A 20571-nucleotide genomic window follows, 5' to 3' on the forward strand; every position below is an offset into this window, starting at 1 on the left:
TCTTCGTCAGAGCTTCTTCTGGAGGTCGTAGGCCATGTTCTTATGCGCGGCGACGATGGTCTTGCCCTTCACCACTGCAGCCTTGAACTTCGCATCCTTGGTATCCTTCGCCTCGTCGGTGAACAGGTCGAGCCCCTTGGTGTGGTCGGTGACCATCACGTCCATGTACTCCTTGTCGAAGGCCGCGCCGCTGAGGCCGTTCAGCTTCATGTACTCCGTCTTGTGGTCCTCGTCGAGATCCACCGGGGCCGTCAGTCCCCACGCCATGACGAAGGGCTTCATCGAGAGCGTCATCTTCATGTGCTCATCGACCATCTTCTCCGCAAAGGCCTTTACGTCAGGATTGGAGGTCTTCTGCACGGCGAGCTGGCTCAGCTTGTACTCGTTCACGTCGGACTGCGCCGCCTTGGCAAGGAACTCCTTATCGGCGTCAGAGGGCGCTGCGGCTGCATGAGCGATGGCAGGAAGAAGCGTTGTCGCACCCGCCAGCAGGGTGTAACAGACAAGCTTATGAAAGATTTTCATGTGGGAACACTCCCGAAGTGAGGCGTCGCGGCCTCGATCTGCGTGCGTCGTACTTTAAGCTCTGAGGCGCGATGCACGCAGCGGGTTGTCCATATGCACGGAGATCTCCCCTCAGAAAAAAGCGCCTGCCGCACCGCATGAGCACGCCGCGGCAGGCGTTGAGGAGACACCTACTCCGTTCGTAACGCCTGCATCGGATCGATGGAGGCGGCACGGCGTGCAGGAATGAAGCCGGCGACGAACGCGGCCACGGCCAGGATCGTCACGGCGAAGATCATCACACCGACGCCCGCGCCGGTGATCTCGTAGAGCTGCGACTTGATGAAGCGCACCGACAGCAGCGCCACCGGCACGCCGATGGCCAGCCCGAGCAGCAGCTGCATCGCAGCTCCGCGCAGGATGAGACCCACGACACTCGAACGCTCGGCGCCCAGCGCCATGCGGATGCCGATCTCGTTGGTGCGGCGGACGACCCCGTAGGCCGTGACGCCGTAGAGGCCGAGCGCGGCCAGCAGCAGGGCCAGCCCGCCAAAGAGCGTGGTCAGGCGAGCCACCATGCGGTCGTTGGTAAACCGGTCGGCGATCTGCTCGGTGAAGGTCTCGTATTTGGTCACCGTGAGGTTGGGGTTGATGGAAGAGAGGGTCCGGCGGGTAAGCGACTCAAGATCGCTCATCGGATGGCTGGTCTGCAGCACCATCGTTCCGGCGTAGAAGCTGCCGTCCTCCTCCACCGGCCTGGGGTCGCCGCCCTGCCGCTGCGTCATGGAGAGGAAGAACATGCTGCGGTTCTTCCAGCGGGCGCTGGCGTAGGAGGAGTCTTCCACGACGCCGACGATGGTGGCATCATTGCCCTGCGTCTCGGGCGAGCCGAAGCGTTTCCCGATGGGGTTGGCGCCGTGCAGAAACTCCTTGACGAAGAGCTGGTTGACGACCGCCACCGTCGGCGCGTTCAGGGTGTCCTGCGGGTTGATGCTGCGTCCGGCCAGCACATGGGTGCCGATCGAGTCGAAGTACTCGGGGGTGACCTTGTCGTAGGCCGCCAGCTTATGCCGCGAGGGCTCGCCCTGCATCTGCACATAGCCGTCCCAGCTGTTGTCCTCCATGGGCGTATAGCTGGAGATGCCAACCTTAACCACGCCAGGGATCTGGTGGAAGCGATCCTCCACGTTGCGATAGAGCGCCTCCAGCTCGGTCGTCTTGTAACCTGCTGCCTGCGGATTGAAGTGGACGACATAGCGGTTGGTGGGGTCCAGGTGGGTCTCGGCGGACTGCAGCTTGCCCAGGCTCTGCGTAAAGAGTCCGGCAACAATCAGCAGCACCAGCGAGAGGGCGGTCTGCAGCACCACCAGCGAGCTCTGCAGCCTGCTGGCTCCGCCGGTCGTGCTGCGCGAACCGGAGCGTAGCGCGTCGGCGGGCTGGGCTCTTGCGGCCATCAGCGCAGGCGCCACGCCGAAGAAGACGCCGGTGACCATCGCCAGCAGAAAGGCGAAGCCCACCACCGGCAGCGACGGGGTGGCGTCGAGCGTGATGCTCTGCTCTCCGGGGAAGGCGAGTGCGATCAGCATCCTCGTGCCCAGGTAAGCGATGGCCAGGCTGGCCGCGCCACCCAGCGCCGAGAGCACCAGGCTCTCGGTGAGCATCTGGCGGACGAGCCTTATCCTGCGCGCGCCCAGCGCGGTGCGCACGCTCATCTCGGTGCGGCGCTCCATGCCGCGCACCAGCAGCAGGTTGGCGATATTGGCGCAGGCGATCAGCAGCACCAGTCCGGCGGCGGCCATCAGCAGGCGCAGGTTGTCGGCATACCGATCCTTCATGAACTGAATGCCCGCGCCGCCGGGGACCAGCGGAGCCTGTGCCTTGGCCAGCAGCATCGCTCCGTCAGAGCCCTTGTAGGCGCCGTAGGTACCGAGCACCTGCTTCAGCAGGCCGTTGACCTTCTGCTGCAGCTGAGGCGTGATGGTGACGCCGGGCCTGGCGCGGCCGATGACCGTCAACCACTGCGTCGGCTGGGTGTGAACGAAGCTCGCGTTGGTCAGAACCGTCAGCGATTCGATGGGGACGTAGACCTCGGCCGGGGTGCTGGCCAGACGGTCGCCAAAGTAGCCGCGTGGAGCGACGCCGACGATGGTGACGGGTTTGGTGTTCACCCACAGCGTGCTGCCGATGGCGGCCGGGTTGAGGTGGAAGGTGTTCTGCCAGGCGGCGTAGCTGAGCACGGCGACGATGGGCGCGCCCGGCATATCGTCGGCGTCGGTCAACATACGTCCGGCGGCGGGCTTCAGACCGAAGGTGCGAAAGTAGTTGCCGCTGACGCCCTCCATGATGGCCGCGCGTGCCAGCTCGTTGGGTGCGTCGGGACGGATGGTCTGCCTGCTGTGGCCGATGCCCGCCTGCATGGCGGCGATGTCTTCGAACTCCGGCAGATTGGCCCGCAGATAGTGATACGTGTCGGTCGAGACGATGGAGTAGAGGCCGTTATCGCGCGGCCCGCCCAGGTAGCAGCAGCCCGTACCGTCGCCGATGCGGATCAACGTAGCCGGGTCAGCCACGGGCAGGTCACGCAGCAGGATAGTGTGGACCAGCGTGAAGATGGCCGCGTTGGCGCCGATGCCCAGCGCCAGCGTCAGCAACACCGTCAGGGTGAATCCCGGCGCCTTGCGCAACTGGCGCAGCGCGAAGGTTATGTCCTGCATCAGGCTTGTCATTGATGTACCGCCTCGGTCCAAAGTTCTGCCATTTCCAGTGCAAATGCCCTTCCAAATAAATCTTCTTTATTTTCAATGGCTTGGGGATGAGAGAGAAAAGGTGCCCTGTTCAGGGATGGTATTGCCTGTTCATGCCCGGACACCTCGGGCCAGTCCCTGACGCAGAAGCGGCGCGCCCCCGACAGGAGCCGCGCCGCTCTTTTTGGTGAAGCGATCCAATAGATCCAGACTGCTGCCAGATCCAAAGACTAGCTGCGGATAAACTCCAGCAGGTCCGGGTTGAGGACGTCTGCGTGAACCGTCAGCATGCCGTGCGGATAGCCGGGGTAGATCTTCAGCTTCGCGTTCTTGAGGATCTTCGCCGAGAGCACGCCAGCGTCCTGGTAGGGCACAATCTGGTCGTCATCGCCATGCAGGACCAGGGTCGGCACATCGATCGCGGCCAGGTCGTCGCTGAAGTCCGTCTCCGAGAACGCCTTGATGCACTCGTATTGAGCGTGGGCAGCTCCAATCATCCCCTGGCGCCACCAGTTACCCACCACGCCTTCGAGCGTCTTCACGCCCGGACGGTTGAAGCCGTAGAACGGGAGGGGAACCTGGCGATAGAACTCCGCACGATTGGCGGCGAGTTGTGCGCGGAAGCCATCGAAGACCTCGATCGGAAGGCCGCCAGGATTCTTCTCGCTCTTCACCATGATGGGTGGCACCGAGCTCACCAGCACGGCCTTGGCGACCCTGCCCTTGCCGTGACGGGCCACGTAACGGGCCACTTCGCCGCCGCCGGTCGAGTGGCCGATGTGGATGGCGTCCTTCAGATCCAGCGCCGTCGTCAGCGCGGCCACGTCAGCGGCATAGGTGTCCATCTCGTGGCCGGTCGCGGTCTGCGTCGAACGCCCGTGGCCTCTCCGGTCGTGGGCGATGACGCGATAGCCGTGCTGCAGAAAGAACAGCATCTGCGCATCCCAGTCATCGGAGCTGAGCGGCCAGCCGTGATGGAAGACGATCGGCTGCCCCGTACCCCAGTCCTTGTAATAGATATCCGTGTTGTCGTTGGTCTTGATAAACGGCATGACATTCTCCTATCGCTCTTCGTTTGGTGGTTGTCCGGGCTCGATCGAAGCGGCCGCCTGCTGCGGCGCGACCTGCCGGCCTGCGTTGGATGCGGCGCCCTGACAAAAGGTGTCGGGCGTTCCGGGAGCAAAAGCTCCACCTCATTGCCAATACCTGGCGGACCCTCCCCTACAAATAACGCAATCGCCTGGGAGGAGCAACCTCGCTTTGCCTGTGGGTAGCTGATACCCTCGCTATTCACAGAGAAATCACGGATTACGGCCGCAGACTGCTATGGAATTCAAGGAAGCCATCAAGATCGCCCTGCAATCGCTTTGGGCCAACAAGCTGCGCTCCATCCTCACGCTGCTTGGCGTCGTGATCGGCGTGGCCAGCGTCATCGCCGTCGTGACGCTGGTCAACGGCGCCAACGTCTATGTCGCCAGCAAGATCAACAAGTACGGCGCCGACACCTTCACGCTGAGCAAGCAGCCGCAGATCATCACCAGCTACGAGCAGTACACCGCCTTCCAGAAGCGGAAGAACATCCTGTTCGACGACTACCTCTTCCTCTCCGAGCACTGCCGCCACTGCGAGCAGATCGGCGCGCAGCAGACCACCACCGGCAAGATCGTCTTCGGCACCCAGTCCTCCACCGATACCGTCATCCGCGGCCAGACCTGGGCCATGCCCGAGATGCAGAACCTCAACATCGTGCAGGGCCGCGGCTTCACGCCCACCGACGACGATCACGGCGCGCACGTCGCCCTCATCGGCTCCGACATTCAGGAGAACCTGCTCAAGGGCGACGACCCTATCGGCAAAGAGATCCGCGTCGACGGCGTGCCGTACCTGATCGTGGGCCTCGGCGAGAAGCAGGGCAAGACCCTCGGCCAGAGCCAGGACAACTGGGTCTCCGTCCCGCTCTCCGCCTACCAGAAGACCTACGGCACGCAGAAGACGCTCACCGTCTATGCCAAGGCGGGCGCGGCGACCGCTGACTCACTGGAGCTGGCCAGCGACGAGGCACGCCAGCTGCTGCGCTCGCAGCGCCACGACCCGCCCGGCGCGCCGGACAGCTTCACGCTCGAGACCAGCGATACGTTTGTGGGCCTGTGGAAGAGCATCAGCTCCAGCTTCGAGGCCGTCGCCGTGGCCATCGCCGGCATCTCTCTGGTGGTCGGCGGCATCGTCATCATGAACATCATGCTGGTCTCCGTCACCGAACGCACGCGAGAGATCGGCGTGCGCAAGGCGCTGGGCGCCAAGCGCGGCGATATCCTGCTGCAGTTCCTCATCGAGAGCGCCACCATGGCGCTGGCGGGAGGAGCTATCGGCGTCATCGGCGGCATGGGCGTCGCGCAGATCGTCACCGTGCTGCTCGGATTTCCCTCCTCGATCGCTCTCTGGAGCATCCTCGCCGGTCTTCTCGTCGCAGGCAGCGTCGGCATCTTCTTCGGCGTCTACCCCGCACGCAAGGCAGCCGATCTTGATCCGATCGTCGCGCTGCGGTCGGAGATGTAACGCATAGGAGCTACATGAAACTCGCCGATCAAAAAGAAGCAGTCAGGATGGCCTTCGACCAGCTGCGCGCCAACAAGCTGCGCTCCGGCCTGACCATCCTCGGCATCGTCATCGGCGTGGTGACGGTGATCGCGATCTCGTCGGTGATCAACGGCCTCAACTCTCAGGTCTCGGGCATGGTGGAGGCGATGGGCACCAACGTGATCTGGGTCTTCCGCTTCCCCGTCATCGGCGTGCGCCCCACCACCGAGATGCTCACCCGCAAGCAGCTGACGAAAGAAGATGCGGACGCCATGGCGCTGCTGCCGCACGTAGCAGCCGTCTCGCCCTCACTGCGCTATCAGAACTTCGACTTCAACGCCGGCTCGGTGACCGCCAAGTATGGCAGCCGCAAGGTGCAGAGCGTCTCGCTTGAGGGCGATACCACCTCGTCGAAGGACGTCTACGACTGGGACATCAAGCAGGGCCGCTACTTCACCGAGCAGGATGAGGAGCGTACGGCCAACGTCACCGTGCTTGGCCACGACACCGCCGAAGATCTCTTCGGGGAAGAGGATCCCCTGGGCAAAGAGGTGCAGATCGAGGGCCTCACCTTCACCGTCGTCGGCACGCTGCAGAAGCAGAAGGCCGCCTTCGGCGGCGGCAAAAACCCCGAGGACAACTTCGCCTACTTCCCCATCACCACGTTTCACAAGCTACACCCCGAGATCCTCGACTACTGGATCAGCGTGAAGTTCGACGACCAGAAGAACAAGGCCGCCGTCATCGACTCCATCACCGACCTGCTGCGTCGCCGCCGCAAGGTGAAGAACGAGGCCGACGACAACTTCGCCATCTTCGGCTCCGACGCCATCACGCGCCTGTGGACGCAGATCACCGGCTCGCTCTTTCTGTTGATGTTCGGACTCTCCGCCGTGGGCCTGATGGTAGGCGGCGTGGGCGTGATGAACATCATGCTGGTCTCCGTCACCGAACGCACGCGCGAGATCGGCGTGCGCAAGGCCATTGGCGCAACCAAGCGCATCATCCTCGCGCAGTTCACGCTGGAGGCGGTGACGCTGTGCGCCCTCGGCGGCCTGATCGGCATTCTGCTGGGGTCGATCCTCGCCTTCGGTCTGAGCTACATCCTGTCATCGTCCGTCTCGCTGGTGTGGGTCGCTGCGGCGTTCCTGTGCTCGTGCTCCATCGGGCTGATCTTCGGCATCTACCCGGCGTGGAAGGCTGCGAATCTGAACCCGATTGACGCGCTGCGCTACGAGTAGCGCGTGTGAAGCAGCGAATGCAGCGGTTTGACGGGATAACAGCCAAACGGCGCAGCCCTTACCCCAGCCGGTCGTCCGCCACGTGGTACTGCGGGTCTTCCAGCAGATTCACCTCGATCAGTGGCCGGGCGCGCTGCAGCAGCTCCTGGCAGTCCGCGCTCAGGTGCCGCAGGTGCAGCGTCTTGCCCATCTGCTGATAGCGTTCCGCCAGCCGGTCGATCGCCTCCAGAGCCGAGTGGTCCGCGACACGCGCTGAGCGGAACTCGACGATCACATCGTCGGGATCGTCCGCAGGCGTGAACAGCTCACCGAAGCTCGCCGCCGAGGCGAAGAAGAGCGTGCCGTTCAGCTCGTAGATCTTGCGGCCCATCTCGTCGGTGCGCGTCTTCGCGCCGATCCGCTTCGCATGCTCCCACGCAAAGACCAGCGCAGAGATCAGGATGCCGAGGATCACCGCCGTCGCAAGATCGGTAAAGACCGTCACCACCGTCACCGCGATGATCACCAGCGCATCGTGCCGCGGCACCTTGCCGAAGACGCGGAACGTGCCCCACTCAAACGTCTTCTCCGAGACGACGAACATCACGCCCACCAGCGCCGCAATCGGAATCCTCTCAATGAGCGACGAACCGAAGAGGATGAAGCTCAGCAGGCACAGGCCAGCCGTGATGCCCGAGAGCCTGCGCCTCGCTCCGGAGCTGATGTTGATCATCGTCTGGCCGATCATGGCGCAGCCCCCCATCGCGCCCAGGAAGCCGGAGACTATGTTGCCCGCGCCCTGCGCCAGGCACTCGCGGTTGGGACGGCCGCGCGTCTGCGTGATCTCATCAACGAGGTTCAGCGTCAGCAGCGTCTCGATCAACCCCACGCCAGCGAGGATGAACGCATACGGCAGCACGATGCGCAGCGTCGCCAGGTTCCACGGCACGGCGGGCACGTGGAACGGCGGAAAGCCGCCGCGGATGGATGCCATGTCGCCCACCGTGCGCGTGTGCAGCCCGGAGAAGATGACGATGCTCGCCACCACGATGATCGCCACCAGCGATGAGGGCACCGCCGTGGTCAGCTTCGGCAGCAGGTAGATGATCGCCATCGTCACCGCGATCAGTCCCAGCATCACCATCATCTGCGGCTGCGCCATCCAGTGCTCGACGCCCGCCGCGTCCTTCACCTTGAAGTGCCCGAACTGCGCGAGGAAGATCACGATGGCGAGGCCGTTCACAAAGCCCAGCATCACCGGGTGCGGCACCATGCGGATGAACTTGCCCAGCCGCAGCAGGCCGAAGATCACCTGCAGCACGCCCATCAGCACCACGGCGGCGAAGAGATACTGCACGCCGTGCTGCAGCACCAGCGCCACCATGACGACTGCGGTAGAACCAGTAGCCCCGGAGATCATGCCCGGCCTGCCGCCGAAGGCCGCCGTAAGAAAGCACATGATGAAGGCGGCATAGAGACCAACCAGCGGGTTGACGTGCGCGACCAGCGCAAAGGCGATCGCCTCGGGTACGAGAGCCAGCGCTACGGTAAGACCCGACAGCAGATTGGTCTTAACCTCGGAAGCGGAGAGAGAGGTGTGCAGAGAAGTGTTCATGAGCGGGAGAGCCTCCAGTGCCTCGCAGGCAGCTGCCGCGATGCAGAGATGAGGGACGACTCACGGAATGAGCCTGCCACGTTGCTATTGCAATGCTTAGAGAAGGAGAACGCTAGCGGGTCAACAGGGACCGCCGTCTCATGATGGACGGTAGGCGCTCAGGCGAATTGTCGAGGAGATCGACATCGATAGGGACAGGATAGCATGCACGCTGGCGGCGCCCCAGCTTCCAAAGCGAAGCGCATTTGAACAGAAGCAGCAGGCTCAGGTATCAATAGTGCCTATGTTTTTTCAGAGTCTCAGCCGCAGGAAGTTCGTCGGACTAGCCGGGGCCGCGGGCCTCACCATGCTCAACAGCGTCAAAGCCGACGCCGCTGCCTCAACACCGGCCATGCTGGCGCCCGTCGCCTACGGCAAGGGCCTTGCGCAGCCGGAGTTCCTTCTGCTTCCCCTCGGCGCCATCCGTCCCACCGGCTGGCTGCGCCGCCAGCTTGAGGTGCAGGCGCAGGGCTTGAGCGGCCACCTCGACGAGACCTGGCCCGACGTCGGCCCCAACAGCGGATGGCTCGGCGGCACCGGCGAATCGTGGGAGCGTGGACCATACTTTCTCGACGGGCTTCTGCCCATGGCGTATCTGCTCGAAGACCGCCGCCTCAAAGAGAAATCGCTGCGCTACATCGAGTGGACACTGAACAGCCGACGGCCCGACGGCCTCTTCGGCCCCGTGCATCAGCAGGAAGACTGGTGGCCGCGCATGGTGATGCTCAAGGCGCTCACCCAGTACTACGAGGTCTCCGGCGATCAGCGCGTGATCCCGCTGATGGAGGCCTACTTCGCCAACCAGCGCAAGAACCTTCCCGGCAATCCACTCTCCAGCTGGGCGCGTGCACGCTGGCAGGACAACGTGCTCACCGTGCTGTGGCTCTACAACCGCAACGGCGATCCGCAGCTGCTCGAGCTCGCAAAGCTTCTCAAGCAGCAGGGCTACGACTGGAAGGCGATGTATGCGAACTTCCCCTTCACCCGCAAGGTCACGCGCGAAGACTTCGCCCGCGAGGAGCACACGAAGGAGGGCAACCATCCCTCGCACGGCGTCAACAACGCGATGGCGTTGAAGGCCGTGCCGCTATGGTCACTGGTCTCGCACAGCGACGAGGATCGCAACTATCTCACCACGCAGTGGGAGACGCTCGATCGCTACCACGGCCTCGCTAACGGCATGTTCTCCGCCGACGAACACTTCGCCGGCAACAACCCCTCGCAGGGCATCGAGCTGTGCGCCGTCGTCGAGGCCATGTTCTCCATCGAGCAGGCGATGGCCATCTCCGGCCAGGCCGCGCTGGGCGATCGCCTGGAGAAGATCGCCTACAACGCGCTGCCCGGCACACTCTCCGACGATATGTGGACGCACCAGTACGACCAGCAGCCCAACCAGATCGAGTGCGGCTTTCACTCCAAGCCCTGGTCCACCAACGGCACAGAATCGAACCTGTTCGGACTGGAGCCGAACTTCGGCTGCTGCACCGCCAACTTCCACCAGGGCTGGCCCAAGCTCACCAGTTCGCTGGTGATGGCCTCGCAGGATAAGGGCCTCGCCGTGATGGTCTACGCGCCGTGCATCGTCTCCACCCTTGTGCGCAACACGCCGGTCACGATGGAGGTCGCCACCGACTATCCCTTCCGCAACACGGTCGAGATTCGCGTCAGTGCCGCACAGACCATCGCCATGCCGCTGCACCTGCGCGTTCCCGAGGGCGAGCAGCCGATCTTCACCATCAACGGGCAGGCCGTCACTCCAGCGGTCAACAAAGGCTTCGCTCGCATCGAACGCAGCTGGCAGCCGAACGACGTGCTGCGCGTCAGTTTTGCGATGAAGCCGCGCATCGTCGAGGGCGCGATGGGCACGGTCTCGGTCATGCGCGGACCTCTGGTCTTCTCCATGCCTATCGAAGAGCAGTGGACGAAGATCCGCGATCGCGGTCTCACCGCCGACTGGCAGATCTTCGGCGAATCGCCGTGGAACTATGGCCTCGTGCAGGAGGCAGCGCTCATGGCGAAGGAGACGCCCATCGGCGTCGTGCCCTTCGCGAAGGCAACGCCCGGCATCACCATTGCCGCCACCGGCGCGCGCCTCGCCGACTGGCACGCCGAGGACGGCACGGCGGATGCACCACCGACCGACCTCGCGAAGAACACCGGCGCCGCAGCAGCAGTGGAGCTTGTGCCCTACGCCTCCACCAAGCTGCGCATCACGTCGTTTCCGAAGGCGACGGTGAAGACATAGATGTTCGCACGCTACGATCAGCCATACTCCCTCCAACTTCTGAATCACCGTCATAACGCATAGCGTCCAATCGAGAACGAGCGAACGAGCGTAAACGAAGGAGCAGCGTATGAGCGGAATCAGTGTCATCGTTACCGGTTCGACCGGCATGGTCGGCGAAGGCGTCCTGCTGGAGTGCCTGCAGAATCCCGCCGTCGAACGTGTGCTGATGGTCAACCGCAAGCCTTCGCCGATCAGGCACGCGAAGCTCACCGAACTGATCGCACCCGACTTCCTCACCCTCGCTCCCGCGGAGGAGCTGCGCGGATACGACGCCTGCTTCTTCTGCGCCGGAGTCTCCTCCCTCGGCAAGGACGAGGCCGCCTACACACGCATCACCTACGACACCACGCTGCACTTCGCCGAGGTGCTGCACGGTCTCAATCCGCGGATGACCTTCTGCTACGTGACCGGGGCGCACACCGACTCCACCGAGCAGGGCAAGACGATGTGGGCGCGCGTGAAGGGCCGTACCGAAAACGCGCTGACCCGCGTGGGCTTCACCCAGGCCTACAACTTCCGCCCTGGCATGATGGAGCCCTCAAGCGGTCAGAAGAACGTGCCCGGACTCTACCGCGCCCTGCTGGTCTTCTACCCGCTGATTGCTGCGCTCGCCCCCAGGCTGACCTGCACCATCCGCCAGGTCGGGCAGGCGATGATTCACAGCGTGCAGCGCGGATATCCGAAGACCACGCTTGAGATCCCCGACATCAAGGCGCTGGCCCAGGGTTGAAGCCCGCTGTCAGCCCCATCAGCTCCTGCTAGCGCAGCCCTTTATCGCAAAAAGCGGACTGCGCTGTTCATCGCAAAAGTGCTTCACGACGGGATGCCGGTCACCAGAGAGATGCTCCTCGAGCGCGAAACCCACTCCCGCCATGCTATCTTCTCCTTGAACTGCACCGGCCACCCGTGCAGCGCACTTTGAGGTATTGGAACGATGAGCAGCTCCGAGCTTGAGTACGTGCTTTCCCTGCGTGCCGACAACATCGGCACCAGCCAGAAGCGGCTCCGCGCCGAGATCATCGCCTTCATTCAGCGGCATGAGGACGCGGTGCTCGACCAGTTCCGCGCGCACGAGTCGGCCGTCATCCCGACCTCCTTCGGCGAGATCACGCTGAACCTCGCCGACCTGCACGAAGCCATCGCCTGATTCCGTAGGAGAGCCGACCCATGCTGGCGCTCCTCGTCAGCTTTCTCATCGCCGTCTACCTGCTTGGCCCCAACCTCATCGCGCGCTGGGCCGCCGACCTCGTCGTCTTCCGCAAGAGCCGCGTTGAGTCGCACGCCGAAGAGGTCGCCCGCTCCATCCTCGCCGCCGCCATTCCGCTCGCGCTCGCCGTCGCCTGGGCCCGCTCCACCGGCGCGCTCTGGGCCTCAGGCACGCAAACCGACGTCGAAACCGTCTTCTCCTCCCTGCAAAGCGACAACTTCTTCCAGTCGCACCACCAGCAGTTCTTCACCAGCCTCTACGCCTTCTTCTGGATGAACTACGCCATCCTCTGGCGTCTCTACTTCCTCGTCTTCATCGCCTGCGGCGTGCGCGTCTTCATCGTCTTCAACTACAACCGCATCTGGCGCAGGCTGCACACGCGATGGATGCGCACGCTGCTCGCCACCATCGTTCCGCGCATCTCCGAGTGGGACCTGCTCTTCTCCGACATGCTGCTGCCCGAAGGCACCTTCCGCATCATGGCTGACGTGCTCACCAAAAGCGGCGGCCTCTACCAGGGCACCATCACCGACCGCATGCTCTCGAACGATGGCTCACTCGTCAGCATCACCCTCGCCAACCCGCGCCGCTTCGAGCGCGACGACTTCCGCAAGGCCAAATCCGCCGACCTCTCCACCGTCCCAGACGAGTTCTGGTTCAACATCCCCGGAAACCTCTTTATCGTCATGGCCTCCGACATCGCCAACCTCAACCTGCGCTACGTCCGCCGCAAGCCGCTGCAGTTCCAGCCCTCCGAAGAAGAACGCGAAGTCCTCTCCCGCCTCCTCGAACGCCTGAAACAGGACGGAAAGTAGCACCCCGCAACGCTTGTTTTTGCATCGCCCCCCAAACCCCCTTTGTTTTGCCATTCCGCAGCGAAGCGAAGAAATATGCTTTCTCCATCTCTCCCGCAAAATACCGCCGACTCGCCCTGAGACGCGTAGTTCACCGTCACCATCCCAGCCACGATCATCGTCATCTCGACCGAAGCGGACCGAAGTGGAGAGATCCTCTATTCGACCACTACCGCCTCCCAGCCTGGCATTGCCTTATCCCGCCCCACAGACACCTATCCATTACGATGGAACCACCGTGACCACACCCGAGCAGATCTTCTCCCGCGACCAGGTCCTGCACATGTTCCGTGCATCCCAGATCTATCTCCTGCTCGGAGCCGCCATCACGACCATCGGCATCCTCGCCGCCGCCTTCGCCACCCTGCGCCGCCGCTTCGACGCTCTGCTGCTCTGGTTCTCGCTCTTCGCCGTTCTCTACGGCACACGCCTCATCCTTTATCACCAGATCGTCTGGCGCATGGGTCCCGCACCCTCCGACTTCGAACGCATCGCCACCGCCCTCGGATACCTCGTCCCCATCCCTGCTTTTTACTTCTTCCGCGCGCTCAACCTCGTCAACCGCGTGGGCCGCATCCTCATCGACATCGTCGCGCCCGCCCTCGGCCTGCTCTCGCTGATCACGCTCGTCATCGGGCTGCGCCACCTCATCTCCAACATCAACAACACCATCGTCACCGCACTGCTGATCGTCTTCATCGTCAATCTCATCCGCAACCGCGACGCATCTACCGACGTCCGCCTCATCCATCGCGGACTCTTCGTCTTCATCGCCTCCGCGCTCTACGAAAACATCCTCGGCATCTTCGGCTCCGTCTACAACGTTGAGCCCTTCGCCTTCCTCTTCGTCCTCGCTGCCCTCGGCATCGTCGCCGGCCGCCGCACCCTCGCCCGCGAGCAGCAGCTCTCCGTCATCCAGAAGGAGCTCGAGATCGCCCAGCGCATCCAGCTCTCCATCCTTCCCACGCAGCTCCCCTCCAGCGGAAGCTTCCGTGTCGCCGCCCGCTACCTGCCCATGACCACCGTCGCCGGCGACTTCTACGATGTACTCGCCTCGGCCCCCCACGAGACCGGCCTGCTCATCGCCGACGTCTCCGGACACGGCATCCCCGCCGCCCTCATCGCCTCCATGGTCAAGCTTGCCGCCGCCGCCGAGCGTGACCACATCGCCCATCCCGCACGCCTTCTCGAAGGCATGAACCGCGCCCTCTGCGGCAATACCCAGAGCCAGTTCGTCACCGCGGGCTACGTCTACCTCAACGCCGCGACCAACGAGCTGCGCTACGCCGCCGCCGCGCATCCGCCCATGCTCCTGCTGCGCGGCGACAACGTCATCGAGATCGAAGAGAACGGCCTCATGCTCGCCGCCTTCGACTTCGCCACCTACACCACCCGCACCCTGCCGCTGCACCCCGACGACCGGCTCGTCCTCTACACCGACGGCCTGCTCGAAGCCGCCGACGCCGCAGGCGAGGAGTTCGGCCGCGACCGCCTGCACGCCCAGCTGCGCGACACCGTCCACCTTCCGCCCGCCGAGGCGGCCGACCGCATCATCCACGCCGTGCAGCACTTCGCCGCCATTCAGAACGACGACCTCACCATCCTCGTCTGCGATCACTCTTCCGAGTGATCCCCGCGTCACCTCGCTGCGATACAGTGTTTCGCATGAGCGCACAGCACTATCGCAACGTCGTCATCGGCAGCGGCGAGGGCGGCAAGTACCTCGCATGGCATCTCGCCTCCGCCGGAGAACAGACCGTCGTCATCGAACGACGCTACATCGGCGGCTCCTGCCCCAACATCTGATCTCCTCTGGACGCAGAGAGGATAGGAAAACAAATGCCTAGGCACCGACCAATGATGTAGTGAACTTATTGCGCATCGAGGCATCAACCGCTCCCCACTCGGAAAACGGAAGTCGGTTCAGGTCATCAGTACAGCCACAATTTTATGTGGTTGCTCAACGCACGTAAATATCAACGAGCCAAGCGTTTTAATTCGTAGAAGTTTATTGATTTTAAAAACCCTACGGATGCGGGCAGGCAATATTTTGTGTTTCCCATGCATGGGCAAATGGTTCGAAGGGAACAGGCAAACTGCCAGCCCCCCCAACTAGGACCGCGTTGTTAACATCGGTTTCGGCCCATATCTTTAGACCGCTTTGGCCCGCGTTACACGAGACGCTCAACTGATCAATAGTTATACCGCTGACATGCTTGAGATGGATGATCGGAATATCAGTGCCCGGGGACGCTGGCGTCGTATCGACACGAACATTCGATAACGTGATTCGTTTAGCGTCGTATATCTGCGGCGCTGTAGGCGATAGTCTCAGCGTTACGCCACTCAAACTTATGTCCTCACTTGGCAACGTTCCGAGTTCATAAGCTCCGTCAACCTTAGCATTTTCGAAATTGCCACCCGTCACGCTTACCCGGTTAGACGTCGAGATTGATAGTTGGCTGGATCCTGAAGCAGTAGTGGTTATCTGTTGTGCGCCTGCAAATCGGAGGCTCATTCCATTGCTCGTGATCGAAACATTGGAGATTGGCGAGCCAATCCAAGGTTCACCAGACAGATTGATGTCGGGCGGAACTACATACTGAGGATCAAGAATGTAGGTCGCATTAATTTTGATGTCGTCGACAGGGTTGTTTGGAAACCCACTGGGAGCTTCGTAATAGTCTGTATCGATGAAGATCCCATGATCGGGCGCGCCACTCGGATCGTGACCGTTAAAGATCGCATTTATTTCAGCTTTGCGCACCTGATTCAATTTCACAACTCCGTTGTCGGATGTGGTACTGCCTCCGCGGAACTTACCTGAGATTTTCGTGTCGAAACTCCCCTCAAAAAAATCCACACGTAGATCCTCACCTTGTCCATCAAAATCACTAAAGTCGACATAGCATTGGAAGCAACCCGATGCCGCCAGATTGGTCCGTTTTGCTGCCACGCCCTTGAAAGAAAGATTACGAGCATACGAGAAGTTGAAAGAAAGACCATCTAAAGTTAAGCCCAGTATCGATACGTTATCGACTGAATTGATTTTTCGAAGGAAAACTGGACCGCTGCCACTCGGATAGTCATAGAGAACACCTATTTCAAAAGTAACGGAGTTCAAGTTCGAGGTTGCTACGCGCAGCAGCTCGCGTCGTCTGTTCTGTCTTAGATTAGGCGGTCCTGTATAAATACATGTTGCTTCATCACAGGATCCTTCGTCTCCAGGGCCAGTTGGATAGTTGTTCAGACGCACCACATCATCTGACTTAATGAATGGAGTACCAGTTCCATCGTCATTCGTGAGGAACACGGTTGTCGTCCCTTTTACTATTGGGCTATTGACAACTCGCGAGTCATCTCCGAGTGTGCCCACGATAGCAACTTTCTGACGCGTGGAGTTACTATCGCTCGCCAACGTTCCTTCGCCCGCGAGCGTGACGTTGCTGCCTAAAGTGAATGCAGGAGGCTGTGGGTCATTCGGGTTGGCTGGATCAGTCCCCTTGAATGGATAAATGCCGTTACGAAAATAAATAGACGCGGGCGAATTCGTTGCTAAGAACTCGCTCAACCTGGAGGCGTTGTTTTCCGCATCCTGCTGATTCAATCCGAGTTCACCGCCACTTGCGTCCACGAACGGTGATTGAGCGCAAACACCGTCGTCAACTAGAAGATCAGACGGAAAGGAAGGGTACATCGTGAGACCGGTGGTATCAACACCTCCACCGAAACTGTAACTACACGCATGTCCAAGTCCGTTTGAGTAATAGATTGATCCATTTGCGGTTAGGAATGGCCCTTCACCCATCTGCTGCGCTCCGGCCCCGCACAGCCCATCATTGACGATCCCCGCCTGGCCGAGCGAGGGAAAATACGCGAACCCAATTTGACTCAGGTTTCTGTGGTCCCGAATGGCCATACTGTAGGTGATCTGACACGCATGGCCGGTTCCATTGTTGAAGAACATCCCTCCGTCAGTGATAAACACTGAGTTGGCCTCAGGAGGTGAAGTCGCGGGGTACTGATTCGGTCCATCCCATCCGGCACACACTCCGCCCTTAGCAATCAGATCTGACGGGAATGAAGGGTAGATTGCCAGATTGGCAACGTTGATCCAAGACGGGACGTTCACGTACTGACATGATTGGCCAGAGCCATTTGAAAAGTAGACCGTTCCATTGGCCAGTAGAAATTCTCCGGCAGGCATCGTTGATGGGCTATTGCAAATACCAGTGGAGTCTATTCCGAAATCGCGCAGGGAAGGATAGTAGCGAAGATTGATAGGTGACAGAACTTGACCCGATAAAACTGCTTTATTGAAAGTGATCTGGCAGGCTTGGCGCTGGCCATTGAAGAAGAAAACACCTTCCGAGGTAATGAATTCCGTGTTAGCAGCAGGCGTTGAAGCACTTGCTAAGACGACGTTGGAAAAAATCGCCATTAACAGCAGGCAAACAAAACAAGAATGTCTAAATGTATTGTCAATTCTCCGGGTCACTTGTGTCTCCGTTAAAGTAAAGGAGTTGAAGGTATTTCTCTGAACGTAACTTAAAAAGGATGCTTACCACTCGAGCAACTTGCGCACCAAGGTCTACATACCATCGATGGTCGTCAATAATCGGGCGCACACCACCAGCGGGCTAAGAAGGGTCGAGTCTTCGGAGGAGCGAGCTTACGGTAAATTCAGTGTTTGAACGTTCGCAGACGATCGCTACATGCTGATAGAGGCTTATGTCGTAGCTCCAAAGGGAAACTTTACGGTCAACCTATGTGGTTTGCATGGCCTCGGCGATCTGCTGCTTGTGATCTTTTTGTGGAGGGCCGATGCGCATTGGAGGGACCGGCGGCCAGCGAGAATTCGATGAGTGGAGAGACCCGCTTCTCGACCACCGAATCCATCGCAGCCACGAAACCAGCCACCGAATCCCGTCACTCCGCCCGCAGCGCCGCCATCGGCTCCACCCGCGCCGCCCTCCTCGCCGGCAGCAGGCAAGCCATCACCCCAATCCCCACCAGCACCCCCAACGAGACCCCAACGATCCCCGGCTGATACGGGCTCACCTCGAACAGCATGCTGCGAAACACCCGCGCCAGCGCCAGCGATCCCGCAATCCCCACCACGGCACCAGCCAGCACCGGGGCCATCCCCTCGCGCATCACCAGCCGGTAGATGTTCCCCGCCTGCGCGCCCAGCGCCATGCGCAGACCGATCTCCCGCTCGCGCTGCACAACGGAATATGTCACCACGCCGTAGATCCCCAGCCCCGCCAGCAGCAGCGCGCTCACCGCAAACAGCAGCAGCAGGTCCATCTCGAACCGGCGGTTCGCCACCGAGTCCTCGACGATGCCGCCCAGCGCCCGCACCGTTGGCACAGCCACCGCCGGGTCGACACTCCACACCGCCCGGCGAATCGCATCCGCCATCGCCGAAGGGTCCTGCCGCGTGCTCAGCACCAGACCGCCCGAGTTATCCGCGCGGAACCAGTACGGCACATACACCATCATCGGATCGGGCTTCGCCAGCGAGATCGTCCGCGCATCCTTCACCACGCCGATCACCGTAAAGCTGTCGTCCGACACGCCTCCCCGCGTGAACGTCTGCCCCACCGCATCTTTACCCGGCCACGCCGCCTTCGCCGTCATCTCCGAGACCAGGGCGTAGCGCTTCCCCTTGTCGCCATCGTTCAGCTGCCGCCCGGCGACCAGGGGCAGATGAATCGCCTGAAAGTATCCCGGGCTTACCTCCCGGAAGTGCTGCGTCGGAAGCTGCATCGCCGGACGGCCATCGCCCACCACGCGAATCATGTCGATCCATCCATCTCCTGCCAGCGGCAGCTTGCTCACCGACCCTGCATCGACCACGCCCGGAAGCTGCCGCAGGCGATCCAGCGCCTTCTCGAAGAACGCCTGCCGCTGCTGTGTGTTCGTATATACGCTTCGCGGAAGCGCCACCTCCGCCGTCATGGTGCGCTGCGTCTCAAAGCCGTGATCGACGTGCATCATCCGCGTCAGGCTGAGCGTCAGCAGCCCCGTCATCAGCACCAGCACCACGCTGACGGCAACTTCGGCCGCGACCAGCACCCGCCGTACCCGCTTGCTCGAACGCGACTCCGACGCCAGCCGCGACTCACTGTGCAGCACCTCCGCAGGCTGCGTCCGCGATCCCATCCACGCCGGTACAGCTCCCGAAAGCAAGGCAGCCATACCCGCCAGCAGCACAGCGCAGGCCGCACCCGCCCAGTCCAGATGCAGCGGTCCGCGGAAGTTCAGCACCGGCGGAAGATACTGCTGCATAAAAGGCACCAGCGCAGCGGCCAACAGAATCCCCAGCGCACCTCCTGCGACCGACAGCACGATCGTCTCGCGCATTGCCAGCCGAATCAGCTCGCTGCGCCGCGCACCCAGCGCCGAGGCGACGGCCATCTGCTGTCTGCGGCTCGTCGCCCGTGCCAGCAGCAGGTTCGTGATGTTCACGCATCCCACCAGCAGCAGAGCCACAACCGCTCCCAGCAGAATCAGCAGCGACTTGCGATTCGTTCCCACCAGCTTCTGTTGAAACGGCATCATCACCGCCGAGAGCGTCACCTTCGCATCCCCCGAAAGCCCTGCCGTGATCGTCCGCTGAAATCCATTGATCTCATCGCTCGCCTGCGCCACCGACACTCCCGGCTTCAGCAGACCGAGGCCGATATAGTTGAAGTCGCCCACCACCTGCTGCGCCTCTTCCTTTGAAAACACTCGCGGAACAATCGCCGCGATCGGATGATCGTTCCCCGCTCCCAGTTGCGACATCGCCTGTACCGGAGGCAGGTGAAACGACTCCGGCATCACTCCGATCACCGTGTAGGGAAAGCCGTTCAACGTTGCGGTACGGCCTATGACATTTGGATCGCTTTGAAACTGGTCACGCCAGGTGCTGTTCATCAGCACAACGACATGATCGCGGCCTGCCTGCGCCTCCGCATCGCCAAAGGCACGGCCCATCGCAGGCGTCGCACCGACAACCTCCCAGAAGCCGGGCGTCACCGTCAGCGCCTTCACCTCCAGCGGATGATCGCCCACTCCCAGCGGCACGGTGTTCTCGTCCATCGCCGTCATCGCCGCGAACGAGCGGTTATTCTTCTGCCACATCAGGAAGTTGTTCGCATTCAGCGGCAGCGTGGGATACAGGTCGTGAAACTCCTTGATGACCTCCTCCATCACCACCATCCGCTCCGCATGCGCATACGGCAGAGGCCGCAGCATCACGTCGTAGACCAGCGTGAAGATCGCCGTCGTCGCGCCGATACCCACCGCCAGCGTCAGCACCGCCGCCACCGCAAATCCCGGAGCGTTGCGCAGCTGCCGCAACGCCAGTCGCAGATCCTGAAGCAATCCCCGCATAGTGCCTCCGCGCAGCAGACAAAACGTAAGCTTCGCCCACCGTCCGCCCATCGTCCATGAACCGTGTCTTCTTCTCTACGCAGAGCCCCTTCAATTGGTTCGGAATTAATCGCGTGGTGCGGAAAGAATCGAAGGGCGCGG

At 61.7% G+C, this 20571-nt stretch carries 14 protein-coding genes; 8 read left to right on the forward strand and 6 right to left on the reverse strand.

Annotated elements, in window-relative coordinates:
- Positions 1-6: 6 nt before the first annotated feature.
- The 3 genes from PW789_RS19565 to PW789_RS19575 form a co-directional block, all read right to left on the reverse strand.
- A complete protein-coding gene (locus tag PW789_RS19565; protein WP_299380148.1) occupies positions 7-525 on the reverse strand; it encodes a DUF4142 domain-containing protein in 519 nt (172 codons plus the stop codon).
- A 170-nt stretch (positions 526-695) separates the two neighbouring features.
- The gene (locus PW789_RS19570) at positions 696-3230 is read right to left on the reverse strand and encodes an ABC transporter permease (protein WP_299380151.1); all 2535 of its coding nucleotides are present in this window, start codon (positions 3228-3230) and stop codon (positions 696-698) included.
- 248 nt (positions 3231-3478) lie between these two features.
- Positions 3479-4300, reverse strand: a complete 822-nt coding sequence (locus tag PW789_RS19575) for an alpha/beta hydrolase (RefSeq protein ID WP_299380153.1) — start codon at positions 4298-4300, stop codon at positions 3479-3481.
- Positions 4301-4574: 274 nt separating this feature from the next.
- On the opposite strand from PW789_RS19575, the gene PW789_RS19580 reads away from it, so the two are divergent.
- Entirely contained in the window at positions 4575-5804 is a 1230-nt protein-coding gene (locus tag PW789_RS19580) for an ABC transporter permease (protein WP_299380156.1), read from the forward strand.
- A 14-nt stretch (positions 5805-5818) separates the two neighbouring features.
- Positions 5819-7066, forward strand: a complete 1248-nt coding sequence (locus PW789_RS19585; protein ID WP_299380160.1) for an ABC transporter permease — start codon at positions 5819-5821, stop codon at positions 7064-7066.
- 58 nt (positions 7067-7124) lie between these two features.
- Here the strand turns inward: PW789_RS19585 and PW789_RS19590 are convergent, their stop codons facing one another.
- Positions 7125-8660, reverse strand: a complete 1536-nt coding sequence (locus PW789_RS19590) for a SulP family inorganic anion transporter (protein WP_299380163.1) — start codon at positions 8658-8660, stop codon at positions 7125-7127.
- Positions 8661-8943: 283 nt separating this feature from the next.
- Between PW789_RS19590 and PW789_RS19595 the strand changes: the two genes are divergently transcribed.
- From PW789_RS19595 to PW789_RS19620, 6 genes are all read left to right on the forward strand, one after another.
- Positions 8944-10944 (forward strand): beta-L-arabinofuranosidase domain-containing protein, encoded by a 2001-nt coding sequence (locus PW789_RS19595; protein ID WP_299380167.1) that lies wholly within the window; start codon positions 8944-8946, stop codon positions 10942-10944.
- A gap of 109 nt (positions 10945-11053) precedes the next feature.
- On the forward strand, positions 11054-11716 hold the full coding sequence (locus tag PW789_RS19600) for an NAD-dependent epimerase/dehydratase family protein (protein WP_299380169.1): 663 nt from the start codon (positions 11054-11056) through the stop codon (positions 11714-11716).
- 204 nt (positions 11717-11920) lie between these two features.
- The gene (locus PW789_RS19605) at positions 11921-12133 is read left to right on the forward strand and encodes a hypothetical protein (protein ID WP_299380171.1); all 213 of its coding nucleotides are present in this window, start codon (positions 11921-11923) and stop codon (positions 12131-12133) included.
- Between the two features lie 20 nt (positions 12134-12153).
- On the forward strand, positions 12154-13008 hold the full coding sequence (locus PW789_RS19610; protein ID WP_299380174.1) for a hypothetical protein: 855 nt from the start codon (positions 12154-12156) through the stop codon (positions 13006-13008).
- A gap of 277 nt (positions 13009-13285) precedes the next feature.
- Entirely contained in the window at positions 13286-14677 is a 1392-nt protein-coding gene (locus tag PW789_RS19615) for a PP2C family protein-serine/threonine phosphatase (protein WP_299380177.1), read from the forward strand.
- A 35-nt stretch (positions 14678-14712) separates the two neighbouring features.
- Positions 14713-14853 (forward strand): NAD(P)-binding protein, encoded by a 141-nt coding sequence (locus PW789_RS19620; RefSeq protein ID WP_299380180.1) that lies wholly within the window; start codon positions 14713-14715, stop codon positions 14851-14853.
- Positions 14854-15073: 220 nt separating this feature from the next.
- Here PW789_RS19620 and PW789_RS19625 read toward each other — a convergent pair whose 3' ends face one another.
- Positions 15074-17545 (reverse strand): hypothetical protein, encoded by a 2472-nt coding sequence (locus PW789_RS19625; RefSeq protein WP_299380182.1) that lies wholly within the window; start codon positions 17543-17545, stop codon positions 15074-15076.
- 431 nt (positions 17546-17976) lie between these two features.
- Positions 17977-20430, reverse strand: coding sequence for an ABC transporter permease (locus tag PW789_RS19630; protein ID WP_299380185.1), 2454 nt, complete (start codon positions 20428-20430; stop codon positions 17977-17979).
- Between the last annotated feature and the right edge of the window lie 141 nt (positions 20431-20571).

Source organism: Edaphobacter sp., from assembly GCF_028283685.1.
GTDB lineage: Bacteria > Acidobacteriota > Terriglobia > Terriglobales > Acidobacteriaceae > Edaphobacter.